17 protein-coding genes and 2 other annotated features are annotated in these 16,309 nt (G+C 42.2%); of the genes, 15 read left to right on the top strand and 2 right to left on the bottom strand.

What is annotated here, in order from left to right:
* The first annotated feature begins 3 nt into the window (after positions 1-3).
* From dnaI to AC3WTB_RS15900, 5 genes are all read left to right on the top strand, one after another.
* A complete protein-coding gene (gene dnaI / locus AC3WTB_RS15880; RefSeq protein ID WP_024425710.1) occupies positions 4-933 on the top strand; it encodes a primosomal protein DnaI in 930 nt (309 codons plus the stop codon).
* 33 nt (positions 934-966) lie between these two features.
* Entirely contained in the window at positions 967-1,605 is a 639-nt protein-coding gene (locus AC3WTB_RS15885; protein WP_039183253.1) for a TVP38/TMEM64 family protein, read from the top strand.
* Between the two features lie 60 nt (positions 1,606-1,665).
* Positions 1,666-2,535 (top strand): putative sporulation protein YtxC, encoded by an 870-nt coding sequence (ytxC, locus tag AC3WTB_RS15890; RefSeq protein ID WP_039180544.1) that lies wholly within the window; start codon positions 1,666-1,668, stop codon positions 2,533-2,535.
* Positions 2,536-2,578: 43 nt separating this feature from the next.
* Positions 2,579-2,825 (top strand) — a binding site (T-box leader).
* A gap of 45 nt (positions 2,826-2,870) precedes the next feature.
* On the top strand, positions 2,871-4,811 hold the full coding sequence (thrS, locus tag AC3WTB_RS15895; RefSeq protein ID WP_024425713.1) for a threonine--tRNA ligase: 1,941 nt from the start codon (positions 2,871-2,873) through the stop codon (positions 4,809-4,811).
* A 157-nt stretch (positions 4,812-4,968) separates the two neighbouring features.
* A complete protein-coding gene (locus tag AC3WTB_RS15900; RefSeq protein WP_492333954.1) occupies positions 4,969-5,889 on the top strand; it encodes a methyl-accepting chemotaxis protein in 921 nt (306 codons plus the stop codon).
* 52 nt (positions 5,890-5,941) lie between these two features.
* On the opposite strand, the gene AC3WTB_RS15905 is transcribed toward AC3WTB_RS15900, so the two are convergent.
* On the bottom strand, positions 5,942-6,721 hold the full coding sequence (locus AC3WTB_RS15905) for an HAD family hydrolase (RefSeq protein ID WP_247544437.1): 780 nt from the start codon (positions 6,719-6,721) through the stop codon (positions 5,942-5,944).
* Between the two features lie 176 nt (positions 6,722-6,897).
* On the opposite strand from AC3WTB_RS15905, the gene AC3WTB_RS15910 reads away from it, so the two are divergent.
* The 8 genes from AC3WTB_RS15910 to AC3WTB_RS15945 all read left to right on the top strand — a co-directional run bounded on the left by AC3WTB_RS15910 (position 6,898) and on the right by AC3WTB_RS15945 (position 12,472).
* Positions 6,898-8,655 (top strand): LytS/YhcK type 5TM receptor domain-containing protein, encoded by a 1,758-nt coding sequence (locus tag AC3WTB_RS15910; RefSeq protein WP_492333955.1) that lies wholly within the window; start codon positions 6,898-6,900, stop codon positions 8,653-8,655.
* Complete coding sequence (locus AC3WTB_RS15915; RefSeq protein ID WP_039180535.1) at positions 8,652-9,389, top strand: LytR/AlgR family response regulator transcription factor; 738 nt, start codon at positions 8,652-8,654, stop codon at positions 9,387-9,389. Before AC3WTB_RS15910 ends, AC3WTB_RS15915 begins: the two co-directional genes overlap by 4 nt.
* Positions 9,390-9,525: 136 nt before the next feature.
* Positions 9,526-9,969: an antiholin-like murein hydrolase modulator LrgA gene (gene lrgA / locus AC3WTB_RS15920; protein ID WP_024425718.1), complete on the top strand. Its 444-nt coding sequence runs from the start codon at positions 9,526-9,528 to the stop codon at positions 9,967-9,969.
* Positions 9,970-9,983: 14 nt separating this feature from the next.
* Positions 9,984-10,679: an antiholin-like protein LrgB gene (gene lrgB, locus AC3WTB_RS15925; RefSeq protein WP_024425719.1), complete on the top strand. Its 696-nt coding sequence runs from the start codon at positions 9,984-9,986 to the stop codon at positions 10,677-10,679.
* Positions 10,680-10,807: 128 nt separating this feature from the next.
* Positions 10,808-10,939, top strand: a sequence feature (ribosomal protein L20 leader region).
* A gap of 71 nt (positions 10,940-11,010) precedes the next feature.
* Positions 11,011-11,526 carry a translation initiation factor IF-3 gene (gene infC, locus AC3WTB_RS15930; RefSeq protein WP_024425720.1) on the top strand — a complete coding sequence of 172 codons (516 nt, stop codon included), beginning with the start codon at positions 11,011-11,013 and terminating at the stop codon, positions 11,524-11,526.
* Positions 11,527-11,550: 24 nt separating this feature from the next.
* Positions 11,551-11,751 (top strand): 50S ribosomal protein L35, encoded by a 201-nt coding sequence (gene rpmI / locus AC3WTB_RS15935; RefSeq protein WP_003216324.1) that lies wholly within the window; start codon positions 11,551-11,553, stop codon positions 11,749-11,751.
* 31 nt (positions 11,752-11,782) lie between these two features.
* Entirely contained in the window at positions 11,783-12,142 is a 360-nt protein-coding gene (gene rplT / locus AC3WTB_RS15940) for a 50S ribosomal protein L20 (protein WP_007501659.1), read from the top strand.
* Positions 12,143-12,205: 63 nt separating this feature from the next.
* Complete coding sequence (locus AC3WTB_RS15945; protein ID WP_099663524.1) at positions 12,206-12,472, top strand: DUF1294 domain-containing protein; 267 nt, start codon at positions 12,206-12,208, stop codon at positions 12,470-12,472.
* A gap of 17 nt (positions 12,473-12,489) precedes the next feature.
* On the opposite strand, the gene AC3WTB_RS15950 is transcribed toward AC3WTB_RS15945, so the two are convergent.
* Positions 12,490-12,894 carry a hypothetical protein gene (locus AC3WTB_RS15950; protein WP_024426127.1) on the bottom strand — a complete coding sequence of 135 codons (405 nt, stop codon included), beginning with the start codon at positions 12,892-12,894 and terminating at the stop codon, positions 12,490-12,492.
* A 179-nt stretch (positions 12,895-13,073) separates the two neighbouring features.
* On the opposite strand from AC3WTB_RS15950, the gene AC3WTB_RS15955 reads away from it, so the two are divergent.
* Positions 13,074-14,162, top strand: a complete 1,089-nt coding sequence (locus AC3WTB_RS15955) for a M42 family metallopeptidase (protein ID WP_024425723.1) — start codon at positions 13,074-13,076, stop codon at positions 14,160-14,162.
* Between the two features lie 345 nt (positions 14,163-14,507).
* Positions 14,508-16,304, top strand: a complete 1,797-nt coding sequence (gene cstA, locus AC3WTB_RS15960; RefSeq protein WP_024425724.1) for a carbon starvation protein CstA — start codon at positions 14,508-14,510, stop codon at positions 16,302-16,304.
* Positions 16,305-16,309: the final 5 nt, after the last annotated feature.

Below are 16,309 nucleotides of genomic sequence, written 5' to 3' on the forward strand. Positions count from 1 at the left end.
GGGATGAAACCGATCGGTCGTTCATTTGAACAGCTAAAAGGACGAGTAGATTTTCGCGTGAGATACAATCAGATTAAAGAAAGTGTGTTATCTGATGAAGATGTGAAGGCCTTTTTACAGAAGCATCAAGAAGAAATACATGAAGACATGATCAATCGCAGCTTGAACCGGCTCTTTGAATATGTGCAGCAGTCGAAGGGTTGCTCTTACTGCTTAGATGACGAAAACGTCAATGCCATTTTAGATGGGTATCACCCGAAGCTTGTAATCAAAGGTCAGAGTATTGATATTGAATATTCCCCTTGTCCAGTCAAGCTGCGGCTCGATAGACAGAAAAAACAGCAAGAGCTGATGAAAAGCATGTATATTCCGCAAAATGTCCTTCAAGCGACGTTCGCTGATCTGAACGTTGTGGGAAGACAAGAGGTCATCCAAAAAGTAGGTCAATTCCTCCAAAGCTATGATGAGACTGGAAAAGGAAAAGGCTTGTATTTACACGGAAAATTTGGAGTAGGAAAAACGTATATTCTGGCAGCCATTGCGCAGCAGCTAGCGGAGAAAGAATACCCATCTCTCCTTGTTTACGTGCCTGAATTTGTGAGAGAGTTAAAAAATTCGTTAGCTGATCATACGCTAGAAGAAAAGCTGAATATGGTTAAATCCACCCCGATTTTAATGCTTGATGATATTGGAGCAGAATCGATGACAAGCTGGGTGCGGGATGAGCTGCTCGGTACGATCTTACAATACCGTATGGCAGAGCAGCTGCCGACGTTTTTCTCTTCTAATTTCTCACCAAATGAGCTGAAGCATCACTTTACGTACTCACAGCGCGGGGAAAAAGAAGAGGTCAAAGCCGCCCGTTTAATGGAACGGATTCTCTATTTAGCAGAGCCGGTCTTGCTCGAAGGAGAAAACCGCCGTCATTTATAAAAGCGTATGTCACCTGAAGGAGGAGCAAATGAAATGAACAAAAGAAAATGGCTGCTTTTTCTTGTGATTGGTATTCTTGCTGCTGCGCTGTGGTGGCTGAATAAACAGCATCTTCAGCTCGCGCCGAAAGATGTGAAGAATTGGGTGCTTCAATTTGGGATACTGGCTCCCTTTGTTTTTCTTTTCTTATCTCTTTTCCGCCCGTTTGTTCTCGTCCCGATTACAGTCTTTTCTTTGGCGGCAGGTTTGGCATTCGGCAGTGTCCTTGGGACGATTTATGCCCTCATTGGGGCTACAGCCGGGGCAACAGGCTCCTTCATGATTGCTTCAACCTTTCGTGCAAAAAAGAAGGAAACGGAATCAAACAGCCGAAAGCTGAAAGCGGTGACGTCCCGCATTCAGGAGCATGGATTTCTTTATATTTTGTTATTGCGTATTGCACCGATTCATTTTGATTTCGTCAGCTATGCGGCAGCTGCTTCACGTGCAAATTATCGTGCATTTGTGGCAGCCACCTTTTTAGGCTTAATACCGGGTACAATTGCGTTAAATGTTCTCGGCTCAAGCTTTGTCAGCGGCAATTATGCCGCCTTAGTGGTTGTTTGTTTGATTTATTTGATCTTTATCTCCGTTCCACTCATTTTAAAAAGAAAGATGCCTGATTTATTTTAGGCGTCTATTTTTTATGTTTCCCCCATATATATGTAACAGATGTCGTTAGGGGGGACAAACATGCTTGAAATAATCTTTGAAGATGAATATGATACCGCCGCTTTTTTACATCTTGCTGAACACTTGGACAGTCGGCATCACATGTCAATTCAACAAGGGAAAGACCGGCTTCTCATAGAGGCGAAGGAATCAGAAGAAGCACTTGAGCACATTGTGCGGCCATTATTGGTTCACTTTTTTTTGGAATGCAAAGAAAATGAGCGCATGCGCAGCATCCTTGAAAACACCTATTTATTTAAAGATCCCGAAGAGCAGCACCAAATTCTTTCCATCGCTCACAGTATCATGAACGGGGACTTAGATGATATTCCCGGCATTCAGCAAGAGCCGTCAAGAGAAGCCCTTTTAAAAAAGGAGCTTGAGGCAATTTCTTTACAGCAAGGTGTTTTTTCAATTGGTTCATTTATGACATTTAGGCTGTCAGAGTATGATCGAAGGCTGAAGAACTATGTTGAAGTGTCCATTGAAGAATACAAAATGGAGCAAGAGTATCAAAACTTCATTCAATCGCTTCGAGACTATGTGATGGCAAGAGAGCCTAGGCTCGAAAAAGTACATGTTGTGCATCAGGACCGCCTGGTGATTTGGGAATTTCGCTACGCTTCTGAGCGTGATCAAAAACAATACATAGACAGACAGTTTGTAAGAGAGCATCCAATGTATATTGATTCGCAGCTGATTGCACCGCTTGTCTCCATTGCACCGCAAAAAATTGACCTATTTACAAATGATACAGGTCACTCGATGGTGCAAACGATTCAAAATATTTTTCAAGAAAGGGTCGAGGTGTTCCCGTCTCATTCTTTCCAAGAGCACAATGTTCAATTTGTACATGACCATTTCGACAAGAAAAGTGAAAAGCTTTCTTGATTTTCACGAAAAAACGTTTTATAATACGGTGTAACTTCATACAGAGACCGTATTGATAAGGACATGAACAAATGAACACCCGCTTAAAGAGAGGGAAGCCGCGGCTGAAAGCTTCCTAGCAGAGGACCATTTGCTTTACCACCTTTGAACATCAGCTGTGAACTTTTTAGTAATGGCTGACGGGAATTCCCGTTATCGAACCGCAAGCCGTATTTGCTTATGAAAAGCAAGCTGCAAGTACGGGAAAAAGGGTGGAACCACGATTCCGTTTATTCAACCTCGTCCCTTTCCAGGGGGCGGGGTTTTTATATTGCCAAAAAAAGGAGTGACCAGAGATGTCAGAACAAATTCAACTTACATTTCCAGATGGAGCAGTCAAGGAGTTTGACAAAACAGCTACAACAGAAGACATCGCGGCATCAATTAGCCCGGGCCTAAAGAAAAAAGCACTTGCCGGTAAATTGAACGGTAAAGAAATAGATCTGCGTACGCCGCTATTAGAAAGTGGAACAATCGAGATCATCACAGATAAAAGTGAAGAAGCACTCGACATTATGCGCCACAGCACAGCCCATTTGCTAGCGCAGGCGATCAAACGCCTTTATGGAAAAGAGCATCACGTTCAGTTTGGCGTAGGTCCTGTCATCGAAAATGGCTTCTACTACGATGTGGACATCGATGTAGCCATCACACCTGAAGACTTGCCAAAGATTGAAAAAGAAATGAAGAAAATCATTAACAGCAATCTGCCAATTGAGCGAATTGAAGTATCAAGAGAAGAAGCGAAAAAGCGCTTTGAAGCGATTGGTGATGAGTTGAAGCTTGAGCTGTTAGAGGCGATTCCAGAAGGTGAAGCTGTGACGATTTATGAGCAGGGTGAATTCTTTGACCTCTGCCGCGGGATTCACTTGCCGTCTACAGGGAAAATCAAAGAGTTTAAACTGTTAAGCCTTGCAGGTGCATACTGGAGAGGTGACAGTAACAACCAAATGCTTCAGCGTATTTACGGAACAGCTTTCTTCAGCAAAGAAGATTTAAATGAGCATTTACGTCTGCTTGAAGAAGCGAAAGAACGCGATCACCGTAAGCTTGGAAAAGAGCTGAAGCTGTTTGCAAATTCCCAAAAGGTTGGTCAAGGACTTCCGCTTTGGCTGCCAAAAGGCGCAACGATCCGCCGCGTCATAGAGCGTTACATTGTCGATAAAGAAGTGCGTCTTGGCTATGAGCATGTGTATACACCAGTTCTTGCGAATGTTGAGTTGTATAAAACATCAGGACACTGGGCGCATTATCAAGAAGACATGTTCCCAGTGATGGAAATGGACAACGAAGATCTTGTTCTTCGTCCGATGAACTGTCCACACCATATGATGATTTACAAAAACGAGCCGCACAGCTATCGCGAATTGCCAATTCGTATTGCAGAGCTTGGTACAATGCACCGCTATGAAATGTCAGGTGCTTTATCTGGCCTTCAGCGTGTCCGCGGTATGACATTAAACGATGCACACATCTTTGTTCGTCCAGATCAAATCAAAGACGAGTTCATCCGTACAGTTCGCTTAATTGAAGAAGTGTATCAAGACTTTGGCTTGAATGACTACACATTCCGCTTATCTTACCGTGATCCAGAAGATACTGAGAAGTATTTCGATGACGATGCGATGTGGAATAAAGCACAATCGATGCTGAAGGATGCAATGGACGAGCTTGGCCACGATTATTATGAAGCAGAAGGCGAAGCAGCATTTTATGGTCCGAAGCTTGATGTACAAGTGAAGACAGCTCTTGGAAAAGAAGAGACATTATCCACTGTACAGCTTGATTTCTTACTTCCAGAACGCTTCGATCTCACATATATCGGAGAAGATGGAAAGCACCATCGTCCAGTCGTCATTCATAGAGGTGTTGTTTCTACAATGGAACGCTTCGTTGCTTTCTTAATTGAAGAATACAAAGGAGCGCTGCCAACATGGCTGGCACCTGTACAATTCCAAGTCATCCCGGTTTCACCGTCTGTTCATTTAGACTATGCGAAAAAAGTGCAAGAACGTTTACAGCTTGAAGGTCTTCGTGTAGAGCTTGACAGCCGTGATGAAAAGATCGGATACAAAATTAGAGAAGCGCAAATGCAAAAGATTCCGTACATGCTTGTTGTCGGAGATCAAGAAGCAGAAAATGGCGCTGTCAATGTTAGAAAATATGGGGAACAAGATTCAGAAACAATGGATCTTGAAGCCTTTGTGAAACATGCAGTAGCAGAAGCGAAAAAATAATGAAGCAGCCAGTGATTCTTTTTAGATCACTGGCTTTTTTCTTTTTGGAAAACTTTCTCCAATAGTGATCCAATTCCTAAAAAGAGACGTTTAGATAGTACAAAAGTAAGGGTAAGTATGTACTATTGGTTTGAGACAAATTGGGGGAATGAAATCGATGAAGCAAACAACAAACACTTTATCGTCACAAGTATTGGAGCAATCAGCTGTTCTTCGTGCTTTAGAGCACTCGCTGGCAATGATTGAATTTAATGTGGCAGGTGAAGTTCTATGGGTGAACGATATTTTTGCAAAAGCCATGGGATATTCTAAAGAAGAGATGATCGGTCTTAAACATAGACAGTTTTGTCCTCCACATATTACAGAACACACAAGCTATCACATGTTTTGGAAGCGTTTGAGAGAAGGTCAAGTCTTTCAGGAAAAAGTGCAGCGGGTCACAAAAGACGGCAGCAGCTTATGGCTTGAAGCGACATATTCACCTGTTCGAGATGAAGAAGGAACTGTAGTGGGTGTTGTGAAAGTGGCGACAGATATTACGGAGAGAGAACTCTCGATGAAACAGGTTGTAGAAGACTTAAAGGAGATGTCTGCGAAATTAATGGAACGAGCAGAAGTTGGCATTCAGCATAGTCAAAGTGTCAATGCCTCCTTTAATCATATAGCAAACGAAACCGATCAAAATATGAGCTTGCTAAAAGGATTAACGGAGCAGGTAGAGTCCATCAGCTCCATTGCTGCAACCATTAACAGCATATCCTCGCAAACCCAGCTGCTCGCATTAAATGCGGCAATAGAAGCGGCACATGCGGGTTCCTATGGAAATGGCTTTAGTGTAGTGGCAGCAGAAATTCGAAAGCTTGCGACAAATTCAAAAGAAGCGATCGTCAAGGTCGATCAATATGTGAAGGCGATCCATACAGAAGTAGAGAAGGTCAGCAGCGGAACAAGCAGGGCAAAGACAACCGTGTTTACAAACCGGGATCTTGTAAAGCTGGCAAGCGAAGAATTCATCATTGTAGGAGAAGCAGCACGCGGCTTAGACCGGCAAGCGCAAAGTCTAGCAGCAATCATTTAGCTCTGTGAATAAAAAACACCCAATCTCGTCAGGAGAAGGGTGTTTTTTTGTTCTATTTTAATATATCAAACAATTCATGTAAGTCTTTGATTTCATAATCAGGCGTCACATCTGTTTCATTTTTCTTGCTATGACGGTTGATCCAAACGGTTTGGATACCTACACGAGATGCTCCGAGAATATCTGTTTTTGGATTATCTCCAACCATGATCACTTCGTCTTTTGTTAAGTTTAACAGCTGAAGGCAGTGCTCAAAGATACCTGGATCAGGCTTGCCTTTCCCATAATCTCCTGAAATCACAATCTCGTTAAAATAAGGAGCAAGCTCAGGAACACCCGCAAGTTTTTCCTTTTGAAGGCTAGGATCTCCGTTTGTTAAAAGGAGCAATTCGTAGCTGCCTTTCAGGCGGTTTAAAACAGGGTATGTTTCATCATAGACATATGGGCGTTTTCTGCGCTCTGCTGCAAAGAAATCAGCCAAATATTGTCCAAATGCCTCATCGTCAATTCCAGCTGCCCTTAAGCCATTGGTCCAAGCGTTTTTGCGATATTCTGGTGCAATGGCGTTCAGCTTTTGAAAGCCTTCGCTAATCGGTTCACTAAAATTGGACCACAGTCCTTCGAAAGGATTAATGCCGATCATGACAGTATAATCATATGTTTCATAGGAAGAGTACAGCTTTCTTGCTTCTTCACGTACAATCTGTTCAAATGATTCTGGATCGAGTCCATATTTCTTTTCCGCTTCCCGGCAAGTTTCCTGAAAAGTTGTGTGAATGCTTTTTTCGTCCCAAAGCAAAGTATCATCTAAATCGAAAAATACGGCTTTCATGATCTTCTCCCTTGTTATGTATGTGTTACCTTCAATTGCAAGTGACAGGCTCATGTTCATTTTACAATAGAAGAAGAGGCCAATAAAGAAAAGATTTGAGAGATCTTTGATCATTGACCGCACATGATAGAATAGAAAGACAGTAGATATGACATACATCATTTGAGGTGGCCGGTTTGATTCATTTAATTATCATGATGATCGAGCGTGTAGGGATCATCGTTATTCTAGGATTTGTGCTTGCTCATGTGAAGGGCTTTCGCAATCTATTGCTACATAATCAAGGATTTCGGAAAAAGGCAATCCTTGTCTTCATTTTTGCTTCTTTTAGCATTATCAGCAATTACACAGGAATTGAAATCCAGCAGCAAATTGTCATGAATCATGAGTTTTCTTATCATCTCGGCTCGTCAAGCTCTATCGCAAATACGAGAATTATGGGGATCGAAATGGGCGGTTTGATCGGGGGGCCGTTTGTAGGGATTGGCGCAGGGCTTTTAGCTGGAATTCATCGCTATTCCCTTGGAGGAAGCACCGCGCTCAGCTGTGCGATTTCTTCCATTTTAGCCGGTGTCATTGCAGGTTATGTCGGCAGCAGGTTTAAGCGGAGGAATCGAATGGTGACACCTCGCCAAGCAGCTTTTTTTGGTGTGGCGATGGAATCATTACAGATGATCATTATCCTTCTGTTTGCAAGGCCATTCGCCGATGCATGGGGGCTAGTCAGTATCATTGCCTTGCCGATGATTTTTGTGAATGGAATCGGCAGCTTTATCTTTTTATCTATTTTACAGTCAGTCATTCGGCAAGAAGAGCAGGCAAAGGCGATGCAGACGCATCGTGTATTTTTGATCGCCGATCAAACACTGCCTTTTTTCCGCCAAGGGTTAAATGAACAGTCTTGTAAAAGTGTGGCGGAGATCATTCATCGGTTGACTGAAACAGATGCGGTCTCTTTAACAGATACAGAAAAGATTTTAGCGCATGTCGGAGATGGAACAGATCATCATATTCCATCTAAAAGCCTGATTACGGGGTTGTCGAAACAAGTCTTGATGAGCGGCAAGATTATGAAGGCACATTCGAAGGGCGAAATCAATTGTTCCGTCGCCCATTGCCCTCTTGAAGCCGCAATCGTGCTGCCGCTCACTTCTAACGGTCAAACGATCGGGACGTTAAAAATGTATTTCAATTCTCCGGTCGGATTAAGCAGGGTGGAAGAGGAGCTTGCAGAAGGTTTGGCGATGCTGTTTTCCACACAGCTTGAGCTTGGAGAGGCGGAAACCCAAAGCCGCCTGCTAAAAGATGCAGAGATCAAAGCCCTTCAAGCACAAGTGAACCCGCACTTTTTATTTAACGCCATTAATACCATCTCTGTTTTGTGCAGAACCAATGTGGAGATGGCAAGGAAGCTGCTGTTGCAGTTAAGTATTTATTTTCGCTCGAATATGCAAGGTGCCCGCCAGCTGCTGATTCCGATGCATAAAGAGATTCAGCATGTGGAGGCATATTTGTCACTTGAACAAGCGAGATTTCCAAATAAGTACCATGTGACCTTTCAAATTGAAAAGGAGCTGGAGCAGGTGATGATTCCGCCCTTTGTGCTTCAGGTGCTTGTTGAAAACGCTGTGAGACATGCTTTTCCTAAACATCAAACAAATTGTGAAGTCATTGTATCCGCTTTGATGAAAGATGGGCATGTTTATATGAAAGTAACAGATAATGGGCAGGGAATTGAAGATGATAAGATGGCTCAACTATTAAAAGCGCCTGTCGAATCACTAGAAGGAACAGGGACAGCCCTTTTTAATTTAGATCAGCGGTTAAGAGGGATTTTTGGCAGACAAGCCGCTTTATCCATTCATAGTGACCAAGGCACTGACATCTCATTTCGCATTCCAATGGATTATGTAAAAAAGGATGATTCTCATTGATGAAGGTATTAATCGTAGATGATGAAGTGTTAGCAAGAGATGAATTAAAATACTTATTACGAAGAACGAAAGAGGAAGTTCAAATAGAGGAAGCAGAAAATATAGAATCTGCTTTTGATCGGATGGTCGATCAGAAGCCGGATCTGCTCTTTTTAGACATTGATTTATCTGGTGAGAATGGATTTGATATTGCCAAAAGGCTCAACCGGATGTCTGATCCGCCAGCGGTTGTATTTGCGACAGCCTTTGATCAATATGCGCTGAAGGCGTTTGAGGTAAGTGCGCTTGATTACTTAACAAAACCATTTGATGAAGAGCGGCTGCTCCAGACCATTCAAAAGTTTAAAAAATGGAAATCTGTTGAAACGCAAGAGCACCAGCTGTTAGATGAGAAAATACCCCATCAGCAAAAATTAGCGATCTCAGTTGATGACTCAATTGTGATCCTGCAAGTTGAAGAGATCATGTATGTAGGACTCAGCGAGGGGAAAAAGGTTGTGAAAACAAAGGATCACATGTATGAGGTCACAGAACCGCTGGTGGTCATTGAAAAGAAACTTCCTGAGGCTTACTTTATGAGGGTCCATCGCAGCTATATCGTGAATACCTCTCATATGAAAGAAGTACAGCCGTGGTTTAATTCGACGTACAATCTGCATATGACAGACGGGTCCATCATTCCTGTCAGCCGCACATATGCCAAAGAATTAAAGAAGTCACTCCTGCTAGAGTAGGAGGGCTTTTTTGTTTGTATTTCAATACTCGTTTTTTGCATTTCAGTCATTGAATCTGGTGAGTTTTATTGTAAACGCTTTATTCATTTATTTCATGCCGTATACTGAGGGCAGTCGAAGAAAGAGGTGAAGGGGCATGAGTGCCACGAAAGTATATGGATTTTTATCTCAAGCATTTATTTTTGCAACCGTAATGTTCGTTTCTAATCTCATTTCAATGTATTTACCGATTCCGATGCCCGCATCCGTTATTGGTTTGGTTCTATTATTTGTTTTGTTAACAACGAAAATTGTCAAACTGGAGCAGGTGGAGCAATTAGGTACATCATTGACAGGACTCATTAGCTTTCTATTTGTTCCCTCTGGGATCTCAGTTATTCAATCACTAGGTGTCATGCAAGAAGTAGGTGTGCAAGTAGTCGGTGTCATTATCATTGCAACCATTATGCTACTTGCAGCGACAGGGCTGTTTTCGCAGCTTCTCATGCAATTATCAGAAAGACCACAGAAACGTAAAGAGACAAAGGAGAGTAAATCTGCTCCTTCTCATTCAAATAAACCAGCTTCAAGTACGCATTAAAGGAGAGATGCAAAATGGGTACAAGTACAATGAGTCCTTATTTTGGCATTGTCGTCTCATTAGTCGCTTTTGGAATAGGGACATTCTTATTTAAAAAATCAAAAGGTTTCTTCTTGTTTACCCCGCTGTTTGTGGCGATGGTACTGGGCATTTTATTTTTGAAAGTTGGCGGTTTTTCCTACGCAGATTATAATGAGGGCGGCAAGATTATCAAATTTTTCTTAGAGCCTGCCACGATTGCTTTCGCTATCCCGCTTTATAAGCAAAGAGCCTTGCTTAAAAAATATTGGTGGCAAATTTTATCCGCTATTTTTGTAGGTTCACTTTGTTCCATTACGATCGTATATCTCGTCGCAAAAGGAATTCATTTAGATGCGGCTGTGATGAAAAGCATGCTTCCACAAGCAGCGACAACAGCGATTGCTCTTCCGATTGCAAAGGATATTGGCGGAATTGCAGATATCACAGCCTTTGCGGTCATATTTAATGCCGTCATTGTCTATGCACTAGGTGCCTTCTTCTTAAAATTGTTCCGCATTAAAAACCCAGTGGCAAAAGGTCTTGCACTTGGTACATCAGGACATGCACTTGGAGTTTCTGTTGGAATTGAGATGGGAGAAGTAGAAGCAGCTATGGCAAGTATCGCCGTTGTGGTCGTAGGAGTTGTGACCGTTATCGTCATCCCAATCTTTATGCAATTGATTCTTTGATGGCGTCATTGTGTGAAAAAGTCTTGCCCAATTCGTCTCATCGTGTTACACTGAAAAAGTTGTTTCAAGAGTTCGGTTACTTGACGGACAAATGAAAATTGTGTAGAATAGTTAACGAATTGAATAGATATCACAAGCAGAAGCACCCGCTTCTCACCTGATTGACACATGTTTGTAGTTGACAGGTTGACCGTACATTTATTTTTTCATGCAAATGTTCGCAGTGTGGGTGTTTTATATGCCCACACTTTTTGTTTGCCTGTAAAACATACAACGAAATGGTCAAAATGAATTGTGAACTCAATTCAAAATCTCATGGAGGTGGCTCACTATTAGCAAAGATCAATTAGTTAATGAAGGTATTCGTGCGCGTGAAGTTCGTTTGATCGGACAAAATGGCGATCAGCTTGGGATTAAAACCCGCCAGGAAGCTCTGGAAATTGCTGCTAAAGCTAATCTTGACCTTGTGTTAGTTGCTGCAAACGCAAAACCACCTGTTTGCCGAATCATGGACTATGGTAAGTTCCGATTCGAACAGCAGAAGAAGGAAAAAGAGGCACGTAAGAATCAAAAAATCATTAGCTTAAAAGAAGTTCGGTTGAGCCCGACAATCGATGAACATGATTTTAACACGAAGCTCCGTAATGCAATCAAATTCCTTGAAAAGGGAGATAAAGTGAAAGCTTCTATCCGCTTTAAAGGCCGTGCGATTACGCATAAAGAAATCGGACAGCGCGTGTTAGACCGTTTCTCTGAAGCTTGCGCTGAAGTAGCAACAGTAGAAACAAAACCTAAGATGGACGGACGCAGCATGTTCCTCATGCTTGCACCAAAAGTCGAAAAGTAAAGTAACAGAGGGAGGAAACATCCAATGCCAAAAATGAAAACTCACCGCGGATCTGCTAAACGTTTCAAAAAAACAGGTTCTGGTAAACTTAAACGTTCTCATGCGTACACAAGTCACTTGTTCGCTAACAAATCTACAAAGCAAAAACGTAAATTGCGTAAGAGCGCAATCGTAAGTGCTGGAGATTTCAAACGTATCAAACAACAACTTGCAAACATCAAGTAATTTGGAATAGGAATCATAGGAGGGAATTACAATGCCAAGAGTAAAAGGCGGAACTGTGTCGCGTCAGCGTCGTAAAAAGGTTCTTAAATTAGCAAAAGGTTATTTCGGTTCAAAACATAGATTATACAAAGTAGCAAACCAACAGGTGATGAAATCTGGAAACTACGCTTTCCGTGACCGTCGTCAGAAAAAACGTGACTTCCGTAAACTATGGATTACTCGTATCAACGCTGCAGCTCGTATGAACGGTCTTTCTTACAGCCGTTTAATGCATGGCTTAAAGCTTTCTGGTATCGAAGTAAACCGCAAAATGCTTGCTGACCTTGCTGTGAATGACCTAAATGCATTCAATCAGCTTGCTGATGCTGCAAAAGCACAACTAGACAAGTAAGTTTTATAAAAGATCATTCCTTCGAGGGGTGATCTTTTTTTCTCATCATGTGAGGTGAAATGAATGAATATGGCTTTGATCCTGCTGCTTATTTTAGTGAATGGCTACGGCTTTTTTCTCATGGGTGAGGACAAACGCCGGGCCAAAGCACATAAATGGAGAATTTCAGAGGCGCATTTATGGAGTGCTGCGGTGCTTTTTGGCGCCGCTGGATCGTATCTGGGAATGCAGTATTTCCGGCATAAAACAAAGCATCCTGCCTTTCAAATCGGCATGCCTGTATTAATGATTTTGCAGCTGATCCTATTGGGATATTTCCAAGTTACTTGAAAAAGGAGCAGACGCCATCAGGACGGCGTGTCTGCTCCTTTTTTTTGTTTGATTTTTTTAATGGGCTGATCCCAATCAATTTTGGTTTGAGGATAACGCTCGATAATGTTTTCCTCTAGTTTTTCAAAGTCTTCTAATGTAAATTCACTCAGCTTCTCAGGTGACTCCGTCCAAACGTAAATGGAGTGGACAAACAGAGGATGATCCTTAGAAGGAACATGCTTCTCCCCTTCAAACAAGACACCTTTATAGACGAAATTAAAGTTTTTGCGCGCATTTTGCTGTTCGTCCATAAAATAAAAGCCTTCTTTTAATTGTGCTTGTTTCAGCTTTCTTCTCGGATTTGAGAAGAATTTTACCGCCATGTAGAAGATGTAGACAAGCAGTGCAACAAGAGCTAGTCTCATGAGGATTACAAACATGACAGGATGCACCTCCAATACCGTTATCTGATGTACTACGAATGAAAACGCCAAAAGGTTTCAACTTTTTTTTAAAAAATATTTCGTAAAACGAAAAAATATTCATAAAAAGATCGTATTGAACGAAAGAGGTTTTGTATAATAAGAATGCACCATGAAGATAAAGGAGGATAAATGGAATGACAAAGCTAGATCAAACATTAACTATGCTGAAAGACCTAACGGATGCAAAAGGGATCCCAGGAAATGAACGTGATGTCAAAAAAGTCATGCAGACATACATAGAATCATATGCAGATGAAGTCTCTACAGACCGCCTTGGCAGCTTGATCGCTAAGAAGGAAGGAAACGCAAACGGACCTAAAATTATGCTCGCTGGTCACTTAGATGAAGTAGGGTTCATGGTGACAAAAATTGATGACAAAGGCTACATTCGTTTTCAAACAGTCGGCGGCTGGTGGTCACAGGTCATGCTCGCTCAGCGTGTCACCATTGTAACGAAAAAGGGAGAGATTACAGGGGTCATTGGTTCTAAACCACCACACGTCTTGTCACCTGAAGCTCGCAAAAAGTCAATTGAGATTACGGATATGTTTATTGATATTGGGGCGTCAAGCAAAGAACAGGCAATGGAGTGGGGTGTGCTGCCTGGAGATCAAATCGTTCCTTACTTTGAGTTTACAGTCATGAATGATGAAAAAATGCTCCTTGCAAAAGCATGGGACAACCGCATTGGATGTGCCGTGGCCATTGATGTCATGAAAAACTTACACAACGCTCAGCATGAGAATATTGCTTACAGCGTCGCAACTGTCCAAGAGGAAGTAGGCCTGCGCGGAGCTAAAACAGCAGCGGCTACAATTCAGCCTGATATTGGATTTGCCATTGATGTAGGTGTGGCAGGAGATACACCAGGCATCACTGAGAAAGAAGCAACAAGCAAACTTGGCAAAGGCCCAACGATTGTTGTATTTGATGCTTCAATGGTCTCTCATAAAGGACTTCGTGATTTTGTTGTCCAAACAGCGGATGAGCTGAACATTCCTTATCAATATGACTCAATGCCTGGCGGCGGGACAGATGCTGGCGGTATTCATTTAACGGGTCATGGTGTTCCATCACTATCTATCGGAATTCCGAGCAGATATATTCATACCCATGCTGCAATGATTCACCGAGATGATTATGAAAATGCAGTGAAGCTTTTAACAGAAGTGATCAAAAGACTTGATCAAAAAACCGTCGAACAAATTACGTACGGTTCATAAGTAAGGAAGCCTTTCCTCAGCAGGGGAAAGGCTTTTTTTATTGAATTTCCCAGGAAATGAACGGTGTTTTTTAAGATGCGCCAAAAGAACTGTTTTTGGCAAAAGAAGAGAATATTTCCTAGTGAATAAGGCACATGTGATCAAGCGTTTATTTTTGTAAGATGAAAGCAATAAAAAGGACAGAGCCATAGAATGCCCTGCCAAAAGAGAGTTTATGGAAGTAGGTGAAGCTACCTTAAGAATAAACACATTATTCTTATTTGTCAACTTGGTTTTAAAAGAAAGAAAAATCAATCAATTTATGTTATATTTGTAACAAATTGTTTATACAAAGGGGATGGTTAAATGAATGCGGTTACAATTGTAATAGGATCTATGTGTATTTTAGCGATTGCCTATCGTCTTTATGGCACATTTATGATGGTCAAGGTATTAAAGGTCACAGATGATCATCCTACACCGGCTCACACACTAGAGGACGGGAAAGATTATGTGCCGACAAACAAATGGGTTACATTTGGGCATCACTTTGCTGCGATTGCAGCTGCTGGTCCGTTAGTGGGTCCGATATTAGCCGCTCAATTTGGGTATTTACCTGGTCTCCTTTGGCTTTTAATTGGTGCAGTCATAGGCGGAGCTGTACATGATCTAGTCGTCTTATTTGCGTCGATGCGTAAAAAGGGGAAATCATTATCAGAGGTAGCGAAGGAAGAGCTGGGACCTGTTGCAGGATTTTGTACAGGGCTTGCGATGCTGTTTATTATTACAATCACAATGGCAGGTTTGTCTATGGTTGTGCTTCATGCTTTAGAACGAAACCCTTGGGGGACATTTGCAGTTGGAATCACGATTCCGATTGCGATGGGAGTTGGTCTGTATTATAAAAAAACAGGCAATTTAAAGCTGGCGACATCTGCGGGATTTATTTTGCTGATGTTTGGTGTATTCCTTGGTCCAAATATTCAAGGAACGGCACTAGGTGATTTTTTAACACTTGATACAAAAACGCTTGCTCTTGCCCTGCCGATCTATGCCTTTTTTGCTGCGGCTCTGCCAGTTTGGCTGCTGCTTGCACCGAGGGACTATTTAAGTAGTTTTATGAAAATTGGTGTATTCATTGCGCTGATTGCCGGCATCTTTGTGGTGAATCCGTCCATTCAATTCCCGGCGTTTACAGAGTTTGTGAACGGAGGAGGACCTGTATTAGCTGGTCCTGTCTGGCCATTTATTTCGATTACCATTGCTTGCGGTGCCATTTCTGGTTTCCACGCATTTGTTGGTTCAGGGACAACACCTAAGATGCTGGACCGCTGGAGTGATATGAAGCCTGTTGCGTTTGGTGCAATGCTGGTCGAATGCTTAGTTGGGATTATGGCTTTAATTGCGGCTACGGCCCTGCATCCAGGAGATTATTTTGCGATAAACAGTACGCCAGAAGTCTTCCGGACACTCGGTATGAGCGTTGAAAACCTTCCGCAGCTGAGTAAGGAAATCGGCCTTGATTTAGAAGGAAGAACGGGTGGTGCCGTAACATTAGCGGTAGGGATGGCGTATATCTTTACGGGAATTCCGTTCTTTAGTCATTTGGCTTCTTACTTCTTCCAGTTTGTCATTATGTTTGAGGCTGTTTTTATTTTAACGGCTATTGATGCGGGGACACGTGTGGCACGCTATTTGATTCAAGACTTCTTAGGTGAAGCATATAAACCGCTTAAACGAACTGACTGGGTACCAGGTTCGGTGTTTGCAAGTGCTCTAGCTTGTTTTATGTGGGGATACTTACTTTACTCAGGTGACATCGGGTCTATTTGGGCGCTGTTTGGGGTTTCAAACCAGTTAATGGCTTCGGTTGGGTTGATCATCGGGGCAACGGTTGTATTAAAAATTGCAGATAAAAGACGTTATATGCTGACTTGTTTAATTCCGCTTGCTTACTTATATGTGACGGTGAATTATGCAGGCTATTGGATGGTAGCGAATGTATATCTCAATCCTGAAGCATCCGGCTATAGTGTGCTGAATGCGGTGCTTTCGATCATCATGCTGATCTTAGGGTTTGTGATTATTGTGTTTGCAATTAAAAAATGGGTTGAAATCTGGCGTGATCCAGCGCTTCGAATGGAAACGCCTATCACTGGCTAAATGAA

The organism is Bacillus sp. EB106-04-04-XG123 (assembly GCF_058791855.1).